The 22,778-nt window shown below is 63.5% G+C and carries 18 protein-coding genes and 1 pseudogene; 8 read left to right on the forward strand and 11 right to left on the reverse strand.

The window, feature by feature from the left end; translation table 11 throughout:
* Positions 1-24: 24 nt before the first annotated feature.
* Positions 25-717 carry a FadR/GntR family transcriptional regulator gene (locus AC1Z32_RS30195; RefSeq protein ID WP_483482501.1) on the reverse strand — a complete coding sequence of 231 codons (693 nt, stop codon included), beginning with the start codon at positions 715-717 and terminating at the stop codon, positions 25-27.
* Positions 718-889: 172 nt separating this feature from the next.
* A complete protein-coding gene (locus tag AC1Z32_RS30200; RefSeq protein WP_483483345.1) occupies positions 890-2,986 on the reverse strand; it encodes a YadA family autotransporter adhesin in 2,097 nt (698 codons plus the stop codon).
* Between AC1Z32_RS30200 and AC1Z32_RS30205 the strand changes: the two genes are divergently transcribed.
* The gene (locus tag AC1Z32_RS30205; protein WP_483483390.1) at positions 2,952-5,210 is read left to right on the forward strand and encodes a hypothetical protein; all 2,259 of its coding nucleotides are present in this window, start codon (positions 2,952-2,954) and stop codon (positions 5,208-5,210) included. The genes AC1Z32_RS30200 and AC1Z32_RS30205 overlap by 35 nt on opposite strands.
* 470 nt (positions 5,211-5,680) lie before the next feature.
* On the opposite strand, the pseudogene AC1Z32_RS30210 reads toward AC1Z32_RS30205, so the two are convergent.
* From AC1Z32_RS30210 to AC1Z32_RS30220, 3 genes and pseudogenes are all read right to left on the reverse strand, one after another.
* A pseudogene (locus AC1Z32_RS30210) lies at positions 5,681-5,812 on the reverse strand (ESPR domain-containing protein); the annotation flags it as partial.
* Between the two features lie 913 nt (positions 5,813-6,725).
* Entirely contained in the window at positions 6,726-8,246 is a 1,521-nt protein-coding gene (locus AC1Z32_RS30215) for a sensor histidine kinase (RefSeq protein ID WP_483482502.1), read from the reverse strand.
* A complete protein-coding gene (locus AC1Z32_RS30220) occupies positions 8,243-8,974 on the reverse strand; it encodes a response regulator transcription factor (protein ID WP_483482504.1) in 732 nt (243 codons plus the stop codon). Before AC1Z32_RS30220 ends, AC1Z32_RS30215 begins: the two co-directional genes overlap by 4 nt.
* A 186-nt stretch (positions 8,975-9,160) precedes the next feature.
* On the opposite strand from AC1Z32_RS30220, the gene msrB reads away from it, so the two are divergent.
* Genes msrB through msrA form a run of 3 tightly spaced genes read left to right on the forward strand, consistent with a single transcriptional unit; the run spans position 9,161 to position 12,263 of the window.
* On the forward strand, positions 9,161-9,676 hold the full coding sequence (gene msrB / locus AC1Z32_RS30225; protein ID WP_483482505.1) for a peptide-methionine (R)-S-oxide reductase MsrB: 516 nt from the start codon (positions 9,161-9,163) through the stop codon (positions 9,674-9,676).
* Between the two features lie 40 nt (positions 9,677-9,716).
* Positions 9,717-11,525, forward strand: a complete 1,809-nt coding sequence (locus AC1Z32_RS30230; RefSeq protein ID WP_483482506.1) for a cytochrome c biogenesis protein DipZ — start codon at positions 9,717-9,719, stop codon at positions 11,523-11,525.
* A 24-nt stretch (positions 11,526-11,549) separates the two neighbouring features.
* Entirely contained in the window at positions 11,550-12,263 is a 714-nt protein-coding gene (msrA, locus tag AC1Z32_RS30235) for a peptide-methionine (S)-S-oxide reductase MsrA (RefSeq protein ID WP_483482507.1), read from the forward strand.
* On the opposite strand, the gene AC1Z32_RS30240 is transcribed toward msrA, so the two are convergent.
* Complete coding sequence (locus AC1Z32_RS30240; RefSeq protein WP_483482508.1) at positions 12,227-13,354, reverse strand: aminotransferase class I/II-fold pyridoxal phosphate-dependent enzyme; 1,128 nt, start codon at positions 13,352-13,354, stop codon at positions 12,227-12,229. The two genes, msrA and AC1Z32_RS30240, sit on opposite strands and share 37 nt — an antisense overlap.
* A gap of 94 nt (positions 13,355-13,448) precedes the next feature.
* Here AC1Z32_RS30240 and AC1Z32_RS30245 point away from each other — a divergent pair, with 94 nt between their 5' ends.
* Positions 13,449-14,342, forward strand: a complete 894-nt coding sequence (locus AC1Z32_RS30245; protein ID WP_483482509.1) for a LysR family transcriptional regulator ArgP — start codon at positions 13,449-13,451, stop codon at positions 14,340-14,342.
* 3 nt (positions 14,343-14,345) lie between these two features.
* Here AC1Z32_RS30245 and AC1Z32_RS30250 read toward each other — a convergent pair whose 3' ends face one another.
* The 3 genes from AC1Z32_RS30250 to AC1Z32_RS30260 form a co-directional block, all read right to left on the reverse strand.
* Positions 14,346-14,723, reverse strand: a complete 378-nt coding sequence (locus tag AC1Z32_RS30250) for a DUF427 domain-containing protein (RefSeq protein WP_483482510.1) — start codon at positions 14,721-14,723, stop codon at positions 14,346-14,348.
* Positions 14,724-14,807: 84 nt separating this feature from the next.
* Positions 14,808-15,152: a DUF4148 domain-containing protein gene (locus AC1Z32_RS30255; protein ID WP_483482511.1), complete on the reverse strand. Its 345-nt coding sequence runs from the start codon at positions 15,150-15,152 to the stop codon at positions 14,808-14,810.
* 106 nt (positions 15,153-15,258) lie between these two features.
* Positions 15,259-16,152, reverse strand: a complete 894-nt coding sequence (locus AC1Z32_RS30260) for a ketopantoate reductase family protein (RefSeq protein WP_483482512.1) — start codon at positions 16,150-16,152, stop codon at positions 15,259-15,261.
* A gap of 478 nt (positions 16,153-16,630) precedes the next feature.
* Between AC1Z32_RS30260 and AC1Z32_RS30265 the strand changes: the two genes are divergently transcribed.
* Together AC1Z32_RS30265 and AC1Z32_RS30270 are read left to right on the forward strand one after the other, a co-directional pair.
* Positions 16,631-17,341 carry a FadR/GntR family transcriptional regulator gene (locus AC1Z32_RS30265; RefSeq protein ID WP_483482513.1) on the forward strand — a complete coding sequence of 237 codons (711 nt, stop codon included), beginning with the start codon at positions 16,631-16,633 and terminating at the stop codon, positions 17,339-17,341.
* A 206-nt stretch (positions 17,342-17,547) separates the two neighbouring features.
* The gene (locus AC1Z32_RS30270) at positions 17,548-18,021 is read left to right on the forward strand and encodes a ferritin-like domain-containing protein (protein ID WP_483482514.1); all 474 of its coding nucleotides are present in this window, start codon (positions 17,548-17,550) and stop codon (positions 18,019-18,021) included.
* Between the two features lie 67 nt (positions 18,022-18,088).
* Here the strand turns inward: AC1Z32_RS30270 and AC1Z32_RS30275 are convergent, their stop codons facing one another.
* Complete coding sequence (locus tag AC1Z32_RS30275; RefSeq protein WP_483482515.1) at positions 18,089-18,745, reverse strand: peroxiredoxin; 657 nt, start codon at positions 18,743-18,745, stop codon at positions 18,089-18,091.
* A 459-nt stretch (positions 18,746-19,204) separates the two neighbouring features.
* Between AC1Z32_RS30275 and AC1Z32_RS30280 the strand changes: the two genes are divergently transcribed.
* Positions 19,205-20,713, forward strand: coding sequence for an amino acid permease (locus AC1Z32_RS30280; RefSeq protein WP_483483346.1), 1,509 nt, complete (start codon positions 19,205-19,207; stop codon positions 20,711-20,713).
* A 55-nt stretch (positions 20,714-20,768) separates the two neighbouring features.
* On the opposite strand, the gene AC1Z32_RS30285 is transcribed toward AC1Z32_RS30280, so the two are convergent.
* Entirely contained in the window at positions 20,769-22,769 is a 2,001-nt protein-coding gene (locus AC1Z32_RS30285; protein WP_483482516.1) for an acyl CoA:acetate/3-ketoacid CoA transferase, read from the reverse strand.
* Positions 22,770-22,778 lie beyond the last annotated feature (9 nt).

Raw genomic sequence — 22,778 nt, forward strand, 5'->3', positions numbered from 1 at the left:
GTGTGACAACTGCCGCAGACCTTGCTAGTTGCCGAACATGCGGTCAACGGCATTCTCGAGATGCGCTCTCATCGCCTTTCCGGCGCGGGCGGGATCGCGCGCGCGGATCGCTTCGAGCACGTCGAGATGCTCGCGCTGCACGAGCCGCTGGCGTTCCACTGTCTTGACGAACGAGAGATTGCGCGACAGGTTCATGCTGAACTCGACCTGTTCCTCGATGAACGACAGCACGGTAATGAAAAACTGATTCTTCGACGCCCGCGCGACGGCGAGATGGAACGCGAAATCGTCCTTTGCGCCGATGCCCTGCTGCGTTTCGACGACCCGTTCGAGCCGGTCCCACGCGTCCTGGATCGCGCGGATGTCTTCTTCGTCGGCCTTGATGGCGGCGAGCTCGGCCGCGCCGGACTCCGTGACCACGCGAAATTCGTAGCAACGGCGGATGTCGGACAGCGTTTCGAGCGGCGCGAAGCGGCGCACGTCCGGATCGGGGCGGCGTCCGACGATCGTCCCGGAGCCGCGCCGCGTCACGATGATGCCGTCCGCGCGCAGCCGCGCCAGCGCCTCGCGCACGGTCGGGCGCGAGGTCGCGAAGCGTTCGGCGAGTGCGTGCTCGGTGAGGAGCCGGTCGCCCTCCTTGAACTCGCCTTCGATGATGCTGTTGAGGATGTCGCTGTAGATCCGGTCGGCGAGTCCGGATGACTTACGCTCGTTCATGTTCGCGCGGGACGTGCTTGTCAGGGTGGTCAACGATTGTAAGGCAGATTTTTACCGCGAGGACCCGCGGCACGGCGGCCGGACGCGCGCCTCAAAAAAAATCGGTCGACGCAATCGCTGCGTCGACCGATTTCGGATCGCCCTGATGCTACGTCAGGCGATTACTCCGGCATTACCACTGATGACCAGCCCCGATGGTGAAGCCGACGTTGCCGGAACTGCTGGTATTGCCCGATGCCTTCACGACCCACTTGTCGTCCTGCGTGACGTACGAGATGCCGATTGCCGCACCGGAGGCGCCCGCGTAACGCGCACCCGCGATAGCCACCATGGTCCTGCCGGGAGCCGTAGGCTGCGGCAATCCCGCAGCGGCCATCGCGGCGGCGATACCGCCGTAGGCCGTTTTCGACACGTCGTTGATCTGGCTCTGCACGCCGGCGATGCGCGAATCCGTATAGCTTTGCGCCTGCGCCGCCGCCAGATTCAACTGACTCATGTTCACCGCGTCGGTGGGGGCCTCGCCTGCCTTCACGTTCGTGATTTGACGCTCGTTGCCCGCCGAGCCGACCGACACCGTGTTCACGCGGTCCGCCACGGAATTCGCACCCAGCGCCACGGAGTTGTCGGCGCTCGCGCTCGCGTTCGCGCCCATCGCGGTGGCGTGCGCCCCCGTCGCGCTGGCGGCCTCGGTGTCGCGATTGCCTTGTGCGGCGAACATCGGATTGCCGCCACTCTCGGCGATGTTCGTCACGCGAGCGATCGCGTCGTTCATCTGTTTCAAGTTCACTGCGTCCGTGCCTTTGGCGCCTTCCGCGACGTTGTGGATCGTCGTGGTGACGCTGCCGTCGCCGAGCGTGAGGCTCGAGTAGTCGGTGGTGCCGTCCGGCTTGGTGTCGTACGTCACGGCCGTCTTCGACGAGCCATCGTCATTGACGAGCCCGGCCTGCTTCAACTGGGACACGTTGACTGCGTCCGTATCCTCCTTGCCGGCCGCGACATTGGTGATCTGACGCTCCGCGCCCTTCGCACCGACCGACACGCTGTTGTCCCGGTCCGCCACCGAGTTCGAACCCAGCGCGATGGCGTTGTTCGCCGTGGCCTGAGCGTTGCCCCCGATCGCGACGGATTCCGTCCCGGTCGCCAGCGAATCGTTCAACGTCGAGTTGGCGTGGAAGTACTTGATGCCCCCGCCGTTGTTGATGTTGTCCAGCGTGTTGTTGATCGTGGCGATGTCGGACGTGTTCTGGGTCACGCGGTCGTCGAGATTCGTGAGCGCGTCGCCGACGTTGTTGTACGTCGATTCGTCCTTGAACGTGTAGGTCGGTTTGGTGACCTTGCCGTCTGCGTCCACCGATGCGCCGCCGCCCAGTGCGTCCGCGGTGCTTTCCGCGGTCGCGAAGAGCTGCGAGCCGTTGATTGCTTCGTGACTGTCTTTGTTCACGGCGCCGGCGGCCACGTTGTCGATCGTCACCTGGGCCGCGGGATCCTCGGCATGCAGCGTGATCCTGCTGCGCGTCGGGCCGTCGTAGGTCACCGTGTTCGCGAGGCTAGTCGAGATCGTCGAAGTCAGTTGCGAGACATTGACGGCGTCCGTCGAATCGATGCCTGCTGCGACGTTCGTGATCCGGCGCTCCGCGTTCGGCGCACCGACCGATACCGTGTTCGCCTGATCCGCCACCGAGTTCGAGCCGAGCGCGACGGAATTGTCCGCCGACGCCACCGCTGCGCCGCCGATTGCCACCGATTCCGCGCCCGTCGGGGACGAATCCGTCAGGGTCGAGTTGGCGTGGAAATACTTGATGCCGGTGTTGTAGATGGTGCTCAACGACGTGTTGATGGTGGTGATGTCGTTGGTGTTCTGCGTCACGCGGCCATCGAGATTCGCGAGGGCATCGCCGACGTTGTCGAACGTCGAGTTGTCGTTGTCCGTGAACGTGTAGGCCGGCTTGACGATCTTGCCTTCACCGTCCACGGATGCGCCGCCGCCCAAAGCCTCCGCGACGCTCGTCGTGGTTGCATGAAGTTGCGAGCCGTTCACTGCTTCCAGACTGTTCTCGTCCACCGCGCCGGGCGCCACGTTCTTGAGCGTCACGGGCGTTCCGAGCGTGCCGAACGTCACACTCGTGTGACCCGGATCGTCGTATTGAACCGTGTTGTTCAGCGCGACCGACAGCGAACTGACGCCCGTCGATAGGGAGCCGACGGCGGTCGAGGTCGATGTCGATAGCGTGTCGATGCCCGTCGACAGGGAAGCGATGTTGGAGCTCACCGTGCTCAGGCCAGTCGAGAGCGAACCCACGTCCGACGTCACCGTGCTCAGGCCGGTCGACAGTGAACCTACGTCCGACGTCACCGTGCTCAGACCCGTCGAGAGCGAACCTACATCGGACGTCACCGTGCTCAGGCCGGTCGAGAGTGAACCCACGTCCGACGTCACCGTGCTCAAGCCGGTCGAGAGTGAACCCACGTCCGACGTCACCGTGCTCAAGCCGGTCGAGAGCGAACCCACGTCCGACGTCACCGTGCTCAGGCCGGTCGACAGTGAACCCACGTCCGACGTCACCGTACTAAGTCCCGTCGATAGCGAACCTACATCGGAGGTCACCGTGCTCAGGCCGGTCGAGAGTGAATTGACGCCCGAGGTCACCGTGCTCAAGCTCGTCGACGTCGAAGTCGACAGCGAGTCAAGGCCCGACGTCACCGTGCTCAGGCCAGTCGAGAGCGAGCCTACATCGGACGTCACCGTGCTCAAGCCGGTCGACAGTGAACCCACGTCCGACGTCACCGTACTAAGTCCCGTCGATAGCGAACCTACATCGGACGTCACCGTGCTCAGGCCGGTCGAGAGTGAATTGACGCCCGAGGTCACCGTGCTCAAGCTCGTCGAGGTCGAGGTCGACAGCGAAGCGAGGCCCGATGTAACGGTGCTCAAACTGGTCGACGTCGAAGTCGACAGTGAGTCAAGGCCCGACGTCACCGTGCTCAGCCCCGTCGATAGCGAACCTACATCGGAGGTCACCGTGCTCAAGCCGGTCGACAGTGAATTGACGCCCGAGGTCACCGTGCTCAAGCTCGTCGAAGTCGAGGTCGACAGCGAAGCAAGACCCGATGTAACGGTGCTCAAACTGGTCGACGTCGAAGTCGACAGTGAGTCAAGGCCCGACGTCACCGTGCTCAGCCCCGTCGATAGCGAACCTACATCGGAGGTCACCGTGCTCAAGCCGGTCGACAGCGAACCCACGTCCGACGTCACCGTGCTCAGGCCGGTCGAGAGTGAATTGACGCCCGAGGTCACCGTGCTCAAGCTCGTCGAGGTCGAGGTCGACAGCGAAGCAAGACCCGATGTCACCGTACTCACGCCCGTCGACAGCGAACCCACGTCGGACGTTACCGTGCTAAGACCGGTCGACAGCGAGCCCACATCGGACGTTACCGTGCTGAGACCCGTCGACAGCGAACCCACGTCCGACGTCACCGTACTAAGTCCCGTCGAGAGCGAACCTACATCGGACGTCACCGTACTAAGTCCCGTCGAGAGCGAACCTACATCGGACGTCACCGTGCTAAGTCCCGTCGAGAGCGAACCTACATCGGACGTCACCGTGCTAAGTCCCGTCGAGAGCGAACCTACATCGGACGTCACCGTGCTAAGTCCCGTCGAGAGCGAACCTACATCGGACGTCACCGTGCTCAGGCCGGTCGAGAGTGAATTGACGCCCGAGGTCACCGTGCTCAAGCTCGTCGAGGTCGAGGTCGACAGCGAAGCGAGGCCCGATGTCACCGTACTCACGCCCGTCGACAGCGAACCCACGTCGGACGTTACCGTGCTAAGACCGGTCGACAGCGAGCCCACATCGGACGTTACCGTGCTGAGACCCGTCGACAGCGAACCCACGTCCGACGTCACCGTACTAAGTCCCGTCGAGAGCGAACCTACATCGGACGTCACCGTACTAAGTCCCGTCGAGAGCGAACCTACATCGGACGTCACCGTGCTAAGTCCCGTCGAGAGCGAACCTACATCGGACGTCACCGTGCTAAGTCCCGTCGAGAGCGAACCTACATCGGACGTCACCGTGCTAAGTCCCGTCGAGAGCGAACCTACATCGGACGTCACCGTGCTCAGGCCGGTCGAGAGTGAATTGACGCCCGAGGTCACCGTGCTCAAGCTCGTCGAGGTCGAGGTCGACAGCGAAGCGAGGCCCGACGTCACCGTACTCACGCCCGTCGACAGCGAGCCCACATCGGACGTTACCGTGCTGAGACCCGTCGACAGCGAACCCACATCAGACGTCACCGTGCTGAGACCGGTCGACAGCGAACCCACGTCTGAGGTGACCGTGCTCAGCCCCGTCGACAGCGAACCCACGCCGGACGTCACCGTGCTCAGACCCGTCGACAGCGAACTAACATTGGACGTTACTGTGCTCAGGCCGCTGTCCAGGCTGCTCACTGCGTCACCTACGTTATTGACCGGGATGCCATTTACCTGATACTGGGGCATCGTGATCCCCGATGTCGCCGGATCGAGGTGAGCTCCGCCGCCCAACGCTGACGCCGTGGTTGAGAGCGTGTTGTACAACTGGTTGCCGTTGATCCCTTCCTTGCTGCTAAGGGTAACCGCACCCTTCTGAAGATTGATGATCTTGTTGTTGCCGCCCATGTCAAGCGTCGAGTTTGGGGACATCACGATCCCAGCCGATGTGACCTTGAAGCGCTCGGCCCCTCCCGCACCGAAGTTGAGCGTGTCCGGACCGGTCGCTAAGGCATACGCGCCTACACTGCCATCAGAGTTGTACGCAACGACACCCGCCCCAAAGACATCGTTGTAACAGGACGTGGAGTCCGTTACTAGATTGGCCGCACCGTTCTGAGCAATGCACTTGATCGGGTAACCCGAAGGCCCTACTAGACCGACAGAAAAGGTATCGCCGATGCCTGCCGCCTGTGCCCCCCCGGCCCCCAACGCCGCCACAGCAGCACCAACCGCCACCACCGACTGCCGCGTGCCCTTCCCCCTTGTCCGGGTATTTTCAGACACAACGACCCATTCTCCCTGCGCCTGACTCCAAACCACCTTATGCGTTCTATTCACAAAAAAGCCTCAAAAATTCAATTCTCAAAATTCAATATCACGGCGTGAGACGCCTGCTCGTCTGCAGAGACAAACAGTTTGTCGCGGAGAACGTACCTGTTCCGATGTCAAAGAAACGATGCAAACCCGGGCTTAAATAACTGCCAGAGAGCACCAACCCAACACCGTGTTTGGTATTGCCGGATCTAAGAAAGAGCGGGCTATCCCGACCGAGAATTGATGCAGCACAAATTGCCGCCCAATTTTTGGTTTTTCTTTGAAAACTTTCAATTGATGAATTCTGAAAATCGAGGCGACAACGCTCGATTACCCGATGGTTGCAAGGCTGATCTATCGAAAACCGAATACCTTTAGCTGCTCAATCGCAATCAAAATATTTAATTCGTGCTTTTAGCAATCAGTTGAGAATTTAAAATGCCAATAAGCAAACAAACAGTTGGAGAACTGACGCGACGAAAAAAGCCATCGCGATTTATAAAATTATGAAGTCGAGAAACGTGTTGGTTTTCGTTGGAGTGCATCATCAGGACTCAACAGAGGCGGCCATGTAATTGCGCAAAGGCAATAAAAAATGCCCGCGGTCGTATTGCTGACGTGATAAGCCACGCTGTCTGTTCAGCGCATGTGGCAGCAAGCTAGTCGCCCGTCAGGTGTTGGGGCGAATCGCCATAAAATGGCATCCCCGCGTCGTGAGCCTGCTCGATCGATAGTCCTGGCGACTCGAGAACCCAAGCCGCTCTACGACAAGGCCTGCGTGGCTTAAGCCCATCTGGCAAGCAACACGTACACGCAAGACCACACCGGCAATTCGTCAGCCACGGTCCGTCGATTCCGCCAGCATTGAGGCAACCGGCGACGCGCTCAGGCAGCGACCCGAAAAAACCTAGGGGGTTCAGAAAATCGACCCGGGCGCCTAAGCTCCGCGCCCCACATCGCCCGAGCGCGCCATGGCAGCCGGCAGATCGAACCAAAACGTGGTGCCCACGCCGTTGCCATCGATAAGCCGGATCTGGCTGCCATGCAACTGCAGCATGCGCTGCACGATCAGCAAGCCCAGCCCTCCCCGATGCGCGCCACCCGATGCGAACGGCCGCTGAAAGAGCGCATCGCGCATCGCGGGCGGAATGCCCGGTCCCGTGTCGCTGACGGTGACCTCGACTCTGTCGGCATGCCCGCCCGCATTCGCGAGCGTCACTTCCACGAGGCCTTGCGCGGGCGTATGCCGGATCGCGTTGTCGAGCAGGTTCGTGAGCACGCGCTCGATCATGCCCAGGTCCGCCGTCACGACGGCCAGGCGAGGCGCGATCCGCGCGCTGAGTCGCACGCCTCGCGATTGCGCCGGCAACTCGAATTTCTCGAAGACATCCTGCACGAGATCGGCCAACGAGAATGGCTCGGCTTCCGGCGCGACCATGCCGTGTTCCAGCTTCGCAAGCTCGAACAGCGACTGCGCGAGACGGCCGACCTTCGCGCTCTGCGCGAGCGCGATCGACAGATAGCGGCGGCGGTCCGCATCGCCGAGCGTGTCCGACTTGAGCGCAAGCGTCTCCAGATAGCCATGCAGCGACGACAGCGGCGTGCGCAGATCGTGCGAGATATTGGCGACCATCTCGCGCCGCTCGCGATCCTGCCGGCCGAGCTCGCGCCATTGCTCGCCGATGCGCTCCGCCATCTGCGCAAACGCAGTCTCGAGCACGACGATTTCATCGCGCTCTTCGGCGCGGGCATCGGCGCCATCGGTGCGGTGCATCGATGGCAATGGCGGTTCCGTGGGCGCGCCGCGTGCGTCGAACTTGCGCATCGCTTCGGTCAGACGGCGCAGCGGCCGCGTGACGAGCCCGAATGCGACCACGCCCGCGACGAGGCCGAGCAGCGTGACGAGCCCCATCGACGCGAGCGTGGTGCGCAACACCGTGCTCGCCGATGCCTTCGCCGCGAGCGCATCGTGCTCCTCGCCGAGCAGCACGACATAGACGTAGCCGAACGGCGGCTTGCCCGGCGCGGCGAGCGGCGCGGCGCTGAAGACCTTGCGTGTGTCGACGCCGCGCGGATCGTCGCCCGGAATCGGCAAGGGATCGCCGTTCAGGAACGCGCGCACCGGTGCGAGATCGACGTGATCGCGTTTCAGGTGCCCGGGCGGCGCATCGTCGGCGCGGATGCGGCCCGTGGCGTCGAGCAGATACACCTCGACGCTCGGATTCACCACCATCAACTGACTGAAGAGACGGCGCACGGCGGGGGCGTCGATATCGTTCGCATCGGCGAGCGCGCCATCACGCGCGATATGCGCCGCGAGCCCGCGCGACAGGCTCTGAATGACTTCCTTCTCGCGCAGATCGCTCGCGCGGATCTGCAACCACGCCGACGCGCCGCAACAAGCGAGCAGCAGCACGCAAAACACCGCGAAGAGCCGTTGCGACAGCGTGAGCTTCACGGCGCCGAATCCTTGCCTTCAGGCGCCTGGGCCGCGAGCTTGTAGCCGTGGCCCCACACGGTGAGGATGCGCTTCGGGTCAGCCGCGTCCTTCTCCACTTTCGCGCGCAGCCGGTTGATATGCGTGTTCACGGTGTGCTCGTAGCCTTCATGCCGATAGCCCCACACCGCGTTGAGCAGGTCCATGCGCGAGAACACCTTGCCCGGATGACGCGCGAAGTGATAGAGCAGATCGAATTCGCGCGGCGTGAGCTCGATGCGCGCGCCATCCACCCATGCTTCGCGCGCGAGCGGATCCATCGCGATGCCCGCTACTTCGATGCGCCCCGCGTCGAGCCGCGAATCTTTCGCGACCGCATCGACACGGCGCAACAGCGCCTTCACCCGCGCGACGAGCTCAAGCACCGAGAACGGCTTCGCGAGATAGTCGTCCGCGCCGAGCTCGAGACCGAGAATGCGATGCACCTCGCTCGAACGCGCGCTCGTGATGATGATGGGCGTATAGCGCGTCATCGCCCGCGCGCGGCGGCAGATTTCGAGGCCGTCCACCCCCGGCAGCATCAGATCCAGAATCAGCGCATCCCAGCCGCCCTGTTCGAGCAGACGCAGACCTTCGGCGCCGTCGGCGCTATGCACGACTTCATAGCGCTCGTCGCGCAGATTGAGACTCAGCACATCGGCGATATGCACGTCGTCTTCGACGATCAGAATGCGTTTCGGATGATCCATGAGCGAATGTCATCGGCGGACAGGGAACGATGCGCGCGCCATCCGCAGAACAAAACACGCGCGTATGTGCCATTGTGCAGAAAAGCGCGCGGCCAAGTATCACATTTAATTTAACTTTCGGTGAGGACTCGGGGATACACGCGCGCCTACGATGCGGCTAATCCACTCGATAACGAGGTTCGCATCATGCCGACACGCCGCCGTTTTCTCCTGACGGGCACCGCGGCCGCCGCCGCCGCGTTCGCACTGGGCGGCCGCCTGCGCGCGCTCGCGGCCGGCGCACAGCCGGGGGCATCGTCGCAGGAGCAGTTCGACGTCGTCCATCCCGATGACGAATGGCGCCGCCTGCTGACGCCGGCGCAGTACGACGTGCTGCGCCGCGAAGGCACCGAGCGACCTTACACGAGCCCGCTGAACGGCGAGCATCGCTCGGGCACGTTCAGTTGCGCGGGCTGCAAGCTGGCGTTGTTCTCGTCGCGCACCAAGTTCGACAGTCACACAGGCTGGCCGAGCTTCTGGGCGCCGCTCGATCACGCGGTCGCGACGCGCATCGACAGTTCGTTCGGCATGGCGCGCACCGAAGTGCACTGCCGGCGCTGCGGCGGTCATCTGGGACACGTCTTCGACGACGGTCCGAAGCCCACCGGCCTGCGCTATTGCATGAACGGCGTCGCGATGAATTTCACGCCGGACGCGGCCTGAACCGCGTTCATACGACGATCAACCTCGACCCGACCTCATCATGCTGCTCATCGTTCTTGCTTACCTCGGCGGCGCGCTGACGATCCTCAGTCCGTGCATCCTGCCCGTGCTCCCGTTCGTGTTCTCGCGCGCGGATCAGCCCTTCGTGAAAAGCGGCCTGCCCTTGCTGGCGGGCATGGGCCTGACTTTCGCGGCCGTGGCGACACTCGCTGCTGTCGGCGGCGGCTGGGTCACGCAGGCGAATCAATACGGCCGCTGGGCTGCGATCGTCCTGCTCGCGGTGTTCGGTCTCACGCTGCTCTTGCCGCGCTTCGCCGATCGCGTGATGCATCCGCTCGTCAGCGCGGGCAATCGGCTCACGGCATTCGCGCAACGCGGCGATGGGCAACCCCGCCTCGGCGGATCGTTCCTGCTCGGCATCGCGACGGGCCTCTTGTGGGCGCCTTGCGCGGGCCCGATCCTCGGCCTCGTGCTGACGGGCGCGGCGCTCAACGGCGCGAGCGCCGGCACCACGCTGCTGCTGCTCGCCTATGCGGCCGGCGCGGCGACGTCGCTCGCGGTGGCTTTGCTGATCGGCGGACGCGTGTTCGCCGCGATGAAGCGCTCGCTCGGCGCGGGTGAATGGGTGCGGCGCGGCATCGGCGCGGCCATGCTCGTCGGCGTCGTTGCGATCGCGCTCGGGCTCGACACCGGCGTGCTCGCCCGCGTTTCGACTGTGGCGACCTCGGGCATCGAGCAGCAGCTCGTCGACAAGCTTTCGAATAGCAGTGGCGCGATGATGATGTCGGCAAATAAGAGCAATGACGCACCGTCCATGATGCGCGCAAGCACCGAACCGCCGAAATCCGCGAACCCCGCGCCGCTGCCCGTGGAAGGCACGCTGCCGCCGCTCGACGGCGCCGTGCAATGGCTCAACTCGCCGCCGCTCACGAAGGAAGCGCTGCGCGGCAAGGTCGTGCTCGTCGATATCTGGACGTATTCATGCATCAACTGTCTGCGCACGCTGCCCTATCTCAAGAACTGGGCGCAGAAGTATCGGGATCAGGGGCTCGTCGTGATCGGCGTGCATGCTCCGGAGTTCGCCTTCGAGCGCAACGTCGACAACGTGAAGCAGGCCGTTCACGATCTCGGCATCGACTATCCCGTCGCAATCGACAACAACTATGCGATCTGGCGCGCGCTGAATAATCAGTACTGGCCGGCGCACTATTTCATCGACGCGCAGGGCAACATCCGCTATCACCACTTCGGCGAAGGCGATTACGCGCACTCCGAGCACGTCATTCAGCAATTGCTCGCCGAAGCGGGCCACGGCGCGGCGCCCGCCATGACGATGACCGAGAAGAGCGCCGGCGAGCGCATCGGCGAAGGCGCGATGATGCAGGCCGATAACGCGGACATGCGTTCGCCGGAAACGTATATCGGCTATGAGCGCGCGGAACAGTTCATGTCGCCCGGCGGGGAAACGCGCGACCGCATCCACGACTATGCCGCGCCGAAGTCGCTCGACGTCAACGACTGGGGTCTCGCGGGCGCGTGGAAAGTCGGCGCCGAGCATGCGACGCTCGAAGGCGCAACGGGCCGCATCGTGTATCGCTTTCACGCGCGCGATCTGCATCTCGTGCTCGGGCCCTCGAAGGACGGCAAGCCTGTGCGCTTTCGCGTGAGCATCGATGGCGCTGCGCCGGGCGCATCGCACGGCAGCGACGTGCAGGCCGACGGAAGCGGCACCGTGACCGAAGAGCGCCTCTATCAGCTCGTTCGGCAAACGGGTCCTGTCGCGGACCGCACTTTCACGATCGAATTTCTCGATCCCGGTGTTCAAGCGTACGCATTTACGTTCGGTTGAACGAGACTTACGGAGCAAGCAGATATGTCCAAAACCATCAGCATGACTTTCAAGGTCGCGAGCGTGGCCGTGCTGTTCGCAGGCGTGTTCGCGTTGCAGCGCGCCGCGCATTCGAGCGAGGAAGCGGTGAAGATCCCGCCGCCCGCACGCGATGAAACCGCGGGCGCCGTGCACACCGAAACCGCCGTGTTCGCGGGCGGTTGCTTCTGGGGCGTGCAAGGCGTGTTTCAGCACGTGCGCGGCGTGAAGGAAGCGATGTCGGGCTATGCGGGCGGCGCTGCGAGCACCGCGCAATACGATCGCGTGAGCGAAGGCGACACCGGTCACGCCGAATCGGTCCGCATCACCTACGATCCGGCGCAAGTCACCTACGGCAAGCTACTGCAGATCTTCTTCTCGGTCGCGCACAATCCGACCGAGCTGAACCGTCAGGGCCCGGATCATGGCACGCAATACCGCTCGGCCGTGTTTCCGACGAACGCGGCGCAGCGCGATATCGCCGACGCGTATATCGCGCAGCTCGACAAGGCTCACGTGTATGGCGGCAAGATCGTCACGAAGATCGAGGACTACAAGGGCTTTTATCCGGCGGAGGGCTATCACCAGAACTATTTGACGGAGCATCCGGAAAGCCCGTATATCGCGATCAACGATCTGCCCAAGGTGGCGAATCTCAAGCACATGTTTCCGGATGCGTACCGTCAGGATGCGGTGCTCGTGGCGGTCGCGTCCAAATAGGCATCGAGGATCGCGAGCGCGTCGGGCATGTTGCGTCTGCCGAAGCCGAGACGAAAGTGCGCGTCGCCGTGATCGATCAGCGTCGAAGGCAGCAGCAAGACGCCGGTGCGTTCGAGCAGTTCGGCGCAGAACTGCTTCGCGTGCCCGCACTTCAACCGCACGAAGCCGATCGTGCCCGCGCGCGGACGATGCCATTCGAAGCGGTCCTCATGACGCGCGAAGAAGTCATCGAGCAGGCTTAGATTCGCGCGCACGATCGACACATTGCGTTCGATGAGCGCATCGCTGTGCCGCACCGCGATCGTCGAAAGATATTCGCTCGGCGCGCTATTGCTGATGGTGAGATAGTCCTTGAATGTGCTCATGCGCTCGAGCACATGCGCGCTCTTCGTCGCAATCCAGCCGAGGCGCAGACCCGCGAGCCCGTGCGTCTTCGAAAGCGCGCCGAGCGAGATCGCGCGTTCGTACACGTCGCAGGCGGCGGGCAGGCGATTGGCGGGATCGTGCTCCAGCCCGCGGTACACCTCGTCGCTGAAGAGCCATAGTCCGTGCCTCCGCGCGAACGCGACGATCACGTCGAACACATCGCGCGACGGCAGATAACCGGTCGGGTTATGCGGTGCGCAGATCACGAGCGCACGCGTCGCGGGCGTGACCAGCGTTTCCAGTTCGTCGGGATCGGGCGCCCAGCCCGCTTCCTCGCGCGCCTTCCACGGCGATACGCCGACGCCGAGCGCCTCGGCCACCGAGTAATGCGACTGATAGCCGGGCATATGCACGATCACGTGATCGCCCGGCGCGAGCATCGTGTTCATGAACGAATAGATCGCCTCCTGCGCGCCCGTGTGCACGATGATTTCATCATCGCGAATGTTCTCGTACAACTTCACGAGCTCGCGACGCAGCGCGCTCGCGCCGGGATATTCCGTGTAGCCGAGCCAGGTCTCGCGCAATCCGTCGAACGCGTTCGGCTCGTGGGCGAGCAATTCGCCGATCGACATCGATTCGGGGTCGGAGCTGCACAGCAGATGCCGGGCGGTGAATTCGTGCCCCGCAAAGTAGCGTTCGAGCTTGAAGGGATTCGGTTGCATGGCGTCGCTTGATCGTGAAAGAAGAAAGGCTTAGTCTGCACGTGGCCTGCGCATTAAGACAGCTAAACTTTCTAATTTCGATTAAGGAACGCTAATGCTCGACTACGCCCTGCTCGATGCGCTCGCCGCTGTCGTGCGCACCGGTTCCTTCGAACGCGCCGCGCGGGAGCTGAACGTCACGCCATCGGCCGTGTCGCAACGCGTGAAGCTTCTGGAGGAACGCGTGGGAAGCCTGCTCGTCAAGCGCGGCCAGCCGTGCGAGGCGACGGCATCGGGCGCGCTCCTGTGCCGCCACACCGAACGCGTGCAATTGCTCGAAGCGGAACTCGGCGGGCGCATGCCGGCCTTGCCGGGCACGCCGGGCGAGCGCCGCGCAAAGCTGCGCATCGCGGTGAACGACGACAGCATGAGCACCTGGTTCATCGATGCCACCGCGGATTTCTGCATCGAGCGCGAATTGCTGCTCGATCTCGTCGTCGACGATCAGGACCACACCGCGCAGCGCATCCGCGAAGGCGACGTGCAAGGCGCGATCACCACGCTAGCCGAGCCCGTTCCCGGCTGGCGCTCGATGAAGCTCGGGCGCATGCGCTATCGCGCGGTGTGCTCACCCGCGTACTTCGCGCGTCATTTCGCAGACGGCCTCACGCGGGACGCGCTGCGCCGCGCGCCGTGCGTGAATTTCAACGAGAAGGACGAGTTGCAGAAGCGCTTCATCAGGCGCGTGAGCCGTGCGGATATCGAGCCGCCCGCGCATATCGTGCCGCATGGCGAAGGTTTCCTGCGCGCGTGCACGTCCGGTCTCGCATGGGGTATGTGTCCGCAAGGACTCGTCGCGCGGCAGCTCGAAAGCGGCGAGCTCGTGGAAGTGCAGCCGGGTTCGCGGTTCGACGTCGATCTCTACTGGCAGAGCTGGCGTCTCACGCTCGGCTGGCTCGACGATTTCAGCGCGATACTGAAGCAGCGCGCCAGATCGCTTCTCGATTGAGCGTCACGCCTCGGTGGTCTCGAACGAGTCCACCCGATCGCGATAGAACGCCAGATGATCTTTTATAGACCCGACAGCTTCGTATGGCGCCTCATAGGACCACACCGCGTTGGTCGCCTTCTGTCCGCCCGCAGGGATGCTGTAATAGCTGCATTCGCCCTTGTAAGGGCAATATGTGCTGTGCGACGTGCGTTCGAGCCGCGACATGTCCACGTCCTTGCGCGGCACATACAACACTTCGGGATACGATGCCTCGCGCAACGACAGCGCTTCGGTCGTATCGGCGATCACGTGCCCGCCTGCTTTCACGATCACGCGCGAGGGACTGCGCGCAATCGTGATCGGATGATCGGGGCCGGGAATCCTGACGGCTTTATCCATGAGTGTCTTCCTGCGCAACGAGCGAAAAAAACGATGGTAGCGCCGTTGCGCATCGCGCGCAGAACTCAACCCGGCCCTGCGGCGTCAGCGGCCGAAATAGACCGGCTTGGTGCCGTCGTCGTTCATCGGCCGCGTCATGCGCATGCCCTTGGCCGACGTGCCGCCGGCAGCGCCGCCGTATGAGTTCATGTCGGCGTTGTAGGCGTTATCGGCCTGGCCGTTCTGGCGCGACGCACGGCCTTCGGCGGACTGGATATCCGACGGATACGATGTCTGGTCCGAGCGCGACGGATCATAGCCCGCCGCTTCGACCTGCCGCAGATCCTCTTTCACCTGACCACGCGTGAGCGACGAATCGGCTTGCGCATATGAGAGCGCCGGCGCCACCACTACAGCGGCGATGGCCACGGCCTTGACGAACGATTTCATGGTGAACCTCCGGTTTGTTGGGCTACGCACAGTGTTTTCTGTGCGCGCTCCATAAATCAGCATCGCGCGTGCCCGACCGCGCCCGGTTCACCACTGCATGCGCGTGCTACGAAGCCTTGTTCTCGATCGCCTTCACGAGCGCGTGCAGCACGCGGTTCGCGGGCGTCGGCACGCCAAGCGCTTCGCCGCGCCGCACGATCAGTCCGTTCAGGTGATCGATCTCGCTCGTCTTGCCGCGCGCGAGGTCCTGCGCCGTGGACGAGTACTGGTTCGGCATCGTCTCCGCGATGCGGCGCACGGCGGCATCGACATCGCCGGGAATCGTCACGTTGTCGGCCTTGGCGACCGCGAGGCATTCGTCGACGACATCGCGCATCGCCCGCGTGATGCCCTCGCCCTGCACGAGCTTCCCATACGGCAGTTGCGTGATGGCGGACAACGCGTTGTAAGCGCAATTCAGCACGAGCTTCGCCCATAGCGCGCCGCGCACGTTGTCGGATATCTCGGTCGGCACGCCGGCAGCGGCGAGCTCGCGCGCGACGTTCTCGCTCTGCGTCGACGGCTCGATCACGAGCTCGCCACGCCCGTTATGCTTCACGTGTCCCGCCCCCGCCATCTCGGCCGCGACATACACGACCGCGGCCGCCGCTTCCTGCGGCAAGAGCTCGCGCAGACGCTCGGCATTCTCCACGCCGTTCTGCAGCGAGAGGACCAGCGTGTCGGGTTCGAGATATGGCGCGAGCGCGTGGGCCGCGCTGTCGGTATCGGTGGATTTCACGCAGAAGAGCACGAGTTGCGCGCCCTTCACAGCGCTTGCATCGGTGCTGGCGGACACGCGCACGCGCTCGTCGAAATGCTGGGTGTCGAGACGCAGGCCGTCGCGTTCGATCGCTTCCACATGCTGCGGCCGCGCGATCAGAACGACCTCGTGACCCGCGCGCGCGAGCATGCCTCCGTAGTAACAACCGACCGCGCCCGCACCCATGACGGCGACTTTCATGTTTCGCTTCTCCTCGTTGCGTTGCTGTGGCTCGCAAAGGTAACACATGGATGCCGCATCGACCGACGCGAACGATGCTTCGTATAACCGATGACGCGCAAACGCTTGCGTGCATCGACGAAAAATGCGCCGCGTGCCGACCCGTTCGGATTTTGTGGGCCGACGCACCATAGTCAGTCGAAATGGCGGTGAACCATATTGTTAAACCGGGGCGCACGGATATACGCTTCCTTTCAGCGGATCGACGGGGTTGTCCAAACAAATGCCGACCGCTGCGGGGTGTGCGGCTCATGCCGCATCGGGTAGCTTGAACCGGGGACCAAATACACGGCGTGACGGAAAGGGAGAAGCGCTGCGCGCGAGCGTTCGGCCGCGCGGGGCAACGACGCGCCGTGATCTTAGACAGCGTACGGGCATCTCCGCTCGGCAACGAGCGGCGACGAGCCTCGAGCGTGGGCGTTATCACGAGAACAAAAACATGAATCATGGCTATGAAGCATCGCTCGTCAAACGCGTGGTGAATCAGCTGGTCGCGGGCATAGTGAGCGGTGAATACCAGGACAACGTGCTGCCGCCACAAGTCATCCTTTCGAAGAAGCACGGCGTGAGCCGCACCATCATGCGCGAGGCATTGAGCATTCTCATCTCGCGCCGCATGCTCGACGTGCGGCCCAAGACGGGCACGCGCATCAAGCCCGCGCGGGAATGGCTCATCATGGATCCCGAAGTCGCCGAGTGGCGGTTGCGCGCGTTGCACGATCCCGATTGCATCCGCAGGCTGATCGAGTTCCGCTCGCTCGTCGATCCGCCCGCCGCCGCGCTCGCCGCCTTGCGCTCGAACCGGCATCAGCGGATTGCGATCAACGCGGCCTATCAGCGGCTCTTGCATGCGAGCCCGTCCGAGCCGCTGCAATCGGCGGCCGAAGAGGCGTTGCAGGCCGCCATCGTCGATGCGAGCGGCGACGAGCTGCTGCGCCAGATGGGCAGCATCGTGCGCGTCGGCATCAGGACGATGAAAGCCGCGCTGCGCACGCAGCCGCATGCGCTGCCGCGCGTGCCCGAATTGCAGCTCGGGGATTACGGCAAGGTCGTGCGCGCCATCGATACCTCCGACAGCGACGGCGCGCGTACGGCGATGTCGCAAGTCCTTACGCGCACGGCCTCGCTCTGGATCGAGGAAATCGCCTGAACGCAGGATTTGGCACGCGATGCGGCGTCCGTGCGGCGCCGCATGGCCTCCATGTCCGATCCGGGAGCGCATCTTGCGCGCCCCGACGCCGCAGTTTCGCCTCGCATGCGCCGCTCACGTGACTACAATGAGTGAAGCCGGAGCATGCGATGACTCGTGGCCCATCCGTCCCACGGAGCGCCTGGCGTTGGAAAACGGAGGCAGGAATGGCAGAGCTCGATAAGGAAAAGGTCGTCGGCGTCCTGAACAAGATTCTCGAATCCGAACTGGCCGGCGTTGTTCGTTACACGCACTATTCGTTTCTCGTGTTCGGCTTCGGACGCATCCCGATCGTGTCGTGGCTGCGCGCGCAGGCCGACGAGTCGCTCACGCACGCGCACCAGGCGGGCGAATGGATCACGACGCTCGGCGCGTATCCGTCGCTGGCAATCGGTCCGCTGCTCGACAATCACACCTTCGACATCGCGACGATCCTGCGCGAATCGTTGCAGGCGGAGAACGTCGCGCTCGGTCTGTACCGCGACTTGCTGGCGCTCGTCGAGGACCGCTCCGTCGCGCTGGAGGAATATGCGCGGCAGATGATCGAGGTCGAAGAGATGCACGCGGGCGAAGTGGACAAGATGCTGCGCAGGCCCGGCGAAGTCGAGACGTCGCCGGAGCGCCGCACGGGCCACAACTGAGCCGGAATGGAAAACGCCGGTCCGCATTGCGCGGGCCGGCGTCGGATCGTCCGGTAACGCGCGTGCGTTACTTCGGCTGCGCCACCGTGCGCAGATACGGCTTGAGCGTCTTGAAGCCGTCCGGGTACTTCTTCTTCGCGTCTTCATCCGACACGGACGTCGGGATGATCACGTCGTCGCCCGGCTTCCAGTTCACCGGCGTCGCGACCGTGTGCTTCGCGTTCAGTTGCAGCGCGTCGAGCAGGCGCAGCACTTCGTCGAAGTTGCGGCCCGCGCTCATCGGATACGTGAACGTGGCCTTCACCTTCTTGTCCGGACCGACGATGAACACCGCGCGGATCGTCGCGTTGTCGGCCGCGGTGCGCGGATTCGCGCCGCTCGCGTTCGGATGGATCATGTCGTAGAGCTTCGCGACGTTGAGGTCCGCGTCGCCGATCATCGGATAATTGACCGCGGTGCCCTGCGTTTCCTCGATATCCTTGGCCCACTGCGAATGATTCGTCACCGGGTCGATCGAGAGGCCGATTACCTTCGTGCCGCGCTTGTCGAACTCGGGCTTGAGCTTGGCCATGTAACCGAGTTCGGTCGTGCAAACCGGCGTGAAGTCCTTCGGATGCGAGAACAGGATCGCCCACTTGTCGCCGATCCATTCGTGGAAGCGGATCGTGCCTTCGGTTGTCTCTGCCGTGAAATCGGGAGCTTCATCACCAATGCGTATAGCCATATCAAATCTCCACGTAAGGAAAGTCCGGTGAACGTTGCGCGAGCGATGCGCAACGGTTTCCGGGTTGAAAAGCAAAACTGTGCTTTCGATTATAGTGTGCCGCGCAACTGTCTCCGGCGCAGGCCCGGTAAGCCCCTGAACCCCATGGGGTCTTGAGGGAAGCGCGTGGCAAGACGGCGGCACGCTTCGTGCTGCCACCGCTCGCCGTGCACGATCCGTTCGCGCATATTTTCGCCGCCGCATGCTTTGCGCACAGGATCGCGCTCGAATTCCCCGGCAAAATCTGCTATCACGGAACGGCAATACGTCAGAACGAACGTGCAAGTGCGAAGCCGCACGCACGCGCAACATGCCGCACTTGTCCTGCACTTGTCCCGCACTTGAACGGGCGGACAGACTGCGCCGCGCCACGGTGGGCGCGGCCACGCTGCCGCCGCACAGGAGGCGATCGTGACCGTCATGCAAAGAAAATCCGTCGCAGCGCTGCAAAGCGAAGCGGCCGAGACCGAGGAAGTTCTTCAGGAACACGGCGGCCACGCGCTGAAACGATCGCTCTCCGGGCTCGATGTCGTGTTGCTCGGCATCGGCTGCATCATCGGCGCGGGGATTTTCGTGCTGACCGGCCACGCGGCCGCGACCAACGCCGGACCCGCGATCATCCTCTCGTTCGTGCTGGGCGCGATCGTCTGCGCGCTCGCGGGCCTTTGTTATGCCGAAATGGCTTCCACCGTGCCGGTCTCGGGCAGCGCGTACACGTACGCCTACGCGACGATGGGCGAGCTGATCGCGTGGCTCATCGGCTGGGACCTGATTCTCGAATACGCGGTCGGCGCGACGACGGTCGCGATCGGCTGGTCGGGCTATGTCGTGAGCTTTCTGCATTCGCTCGGCATCGACATACCCGCGCAGCTTTCCCAGGCGCCCTTCGCCTATGAGCCGGGTCACGGCTGGAGCCACGTCGGCGCGATTCTCAACGTGCCCGCCATGGTCGTCGTCGGGCTCATCACGATGCTGCTCGTGATCGGCATACGCGAATCGGCGCGCGTGAACAGCTTCATCGTCGTGATCAAGGTGCTGATCGTGCTCGCGTTCATCGCGGCGGGCATCGCCTATGTCGACACGAGCCACTGGGTCACGGCGCAGAACCCGACGGGCGCGTTCATTCCGCCGAATACCGGCGAATCGGGCGTGTTCGGCATGAGCGGCGTGCTGCGCGGCGCGGCGGTCGTGTTCTTTGCCTATATCGGCTTCGACTCGGTGTCGTGCGTCGCGCAGGAAACGCGCAACCCGAGACGCGACATGCCGGTCGGCCTTCTCGGCTCGCTCACCATTTGCACGATTCTCTATGTGCTCGTCTCATACGTGCTGACAGGCATCGTGCCTTACGACAAGCTCAACGTGGCGGACCCGATCGCGGTCGGCGTCGATGCGATCGGCATGCGCTGGCTCTCGCCCATCGTGAAGCTCGGCGCGATCTTCGGCCTCACGTCGGTGATACTGGTGCTGCTGCTGTCGCAGCCGCGCATCTTCTATTCGATGGCGAAGGACGGCCTGCTGCCGCCGTTCGCATCGAAGATTCATCCGCGCTTTCATACGCCGTATATCACTACGATCATCACCGGCGTCATCGTGATGATTCTCGCCGGGCTGCTGCCGATAGGGCTAGTGGGCGAGCTCGTGAGCATCGGCACGCTGTTCGCTTTCATGGTCGTGTGCATCGGCGTGCTGGTGCTGCGCATCACGCAGCCGGATCTCGAACGCGCGTTCAAGACGCCGGCGGTATTCATCGTCGCGCCGCTCGGTGCGCTGTCGTCGCTCTTTCTGATGTCCGGCTTGCCCGCCGATACCTGGATACGGCTCATCGTGTGGATGGCGATCGGCGTCGTCATCTACTTCGTGTATGGCATACGCCATAGCAGGCTGCGCAATCAGCGCGAATCCGCCCCGGGCCGCGCCGCCCGCGGATGACATGCGAACGGGCCGCTCTCACTGAGGCGGCCCCTCCCGTCACTCCGTCACTTCGTCATTCCGACGCGCGCTTCGATTCGTGCTCGCGCGCTTCTTCCGGACTTTCGTAGATATAAGGCGCCACGCCGCGGCGCTTCAATGCGTCGCCGAGTTTCAGGCGCAGGAAACTGCTCGTCGTATAGCGCGTGACGCGTTCGTAATGGCCATCCACCAGCTTCGTGACCATTTCCGAATAGGCATCCAGCATATCAGGGCGAATCGAAAAGTTATCATAATTGACGATGGCGTGCGGCTTCGTCGTCACGCCCGACAACTGCTTCTCCACTTCGCGGCGTATCGCTTCGACATCGCTCAGGCTCTTTACTTCGTGCCCTTCGAAGTTGATGAAGAAAAGATTCTTCTCCGGGTCGTAGCTGAAGCGTTCCGACAGGTCGAGCCGCAGCAGGATATCGCGCAGCCCCATCGGCGCGTCGCGGAAGATGCGCTCGTCCATCAGGCGCGGCGGCGTGTCCATGATCGGCGCGAAACCCATCTGCCCGACGATGTCCCGCTCGATATCGATGCCCGGCGCCACTTCCGTCAGCGCGAGCCCCTTTTCCGTGAGCTCGAACACGCAGCGCTCGGTGACATAGAGCACGGTTTGTCCGCGCTCGGCCGCATAACGGCCGCTGAACGTGCGATGCTCGACCGCATCGACGAACTTGCGGCAATCGCCTTCGCGGCGGATTTCGAGCTTGCCGTTCCTGATCGCCACATCGAGCTTGCCCGCGTTGAACGTGCCGACGAACACGACCTTCTTCGCCGCCTGGCTGATATTGATGAAGCCGCCCGCGCCCGCGAGCTTCGGGCCGAACTTGCTCACGTTGAGATTGCCTTCGCGGTCGGCCTGGGCGAGACCGAGGAACGCGATGTCGAGACCGCCGCCATCATAGAAGTCGAACTGATATGGCTGGTCGATGATCGCCTGCGTGTTCGTCGCCGCGCCGAAGTTGAGGCCGCCCGCCGGAATGCCGCCGATCACGCCGGGCTCGGTCGTCATCGTGAAGAGATCGATCACCTGCTCCTCGTTCGCGACGCTCGCGATGCCCTCCGGCATGCCGATGCCGAGATTCACGACGCTATTGGCCATTAGCTCGAAGGCGGCACGCCGCGCAATGATCTTGCGCTCGGTGAGCGACATCGGCTGCACCGAGCTCGCGGCCACGCGCAACTCGCTGGAGAACGCCGCGTTGTATTGCTCGCCGAAGGTCTGCCAGTGATTGTCGGGCTTCGCGAGCACGACGCAATCGACCATCACGCCCGGTATCTTCACTTGCCGCGAGTTGAGCGTGTTCGATTCGGCAAGGCGCTCGACCTGCGCGATCACGATGCCGCCCGAGTTGCGCGCGGCCATTGCGATGGAGAGCGCTTCGAGCGTCAGCGCTTCCTTTTCCATCGTGACGTTGCCGTTGAGATCGGCGGTGGTGCCGCGCACGATCGCGACATCGATCGGGAAGGTCTTGTAGTACAGATAGTCCGTGCCGTCGATCGGCATGAGGCGCACGATATCTTCCGTCGTGCGCGGGTTGAGCTTGCCGCCGCCGTTGCGCGGATCGACGAAGGTGCCGAGTCCGACCGTCGACAGTTGCCCCGGCCGATGCGCGGCGATATCGCGAAAGAGCTGCGAGATCACGCCTTGCGGAAGGTTATACGCTTCGATGCGGTTGTCGATCGCCATCTTCTGCAGGCCCGGCACGAGTCCCCAGTGCCCGCCGATCACGCGCTTGATGAGCCCCTCATGCGCGAAATGATTGAGGCCTTTGGCGCGGCCGTCGCCCTGGCCCGCGGCGTACACGAGCGTCAGATCCGCGATAGGATCGGTGCCTTCGACAAAGCGCTCTTCCAGCGCGATCGCCACTTCCTCCGCGAAGCCGATGCCGACGAAACCGCTCGTCGCGATCGTGTCGCCGGAGCGGATGAGGCGCACGGCCTCGCGCGCGGACACGATCTTGCCGCGCTCGACGAGGCGCACGGTCGATGGAAACGGATGGCGGGTCGGCGTGCTGCTGGCGGTCATGGCGTCTCC

The organism is Caballeronia sp. 11_S32, from assembly GCF_056930355.1.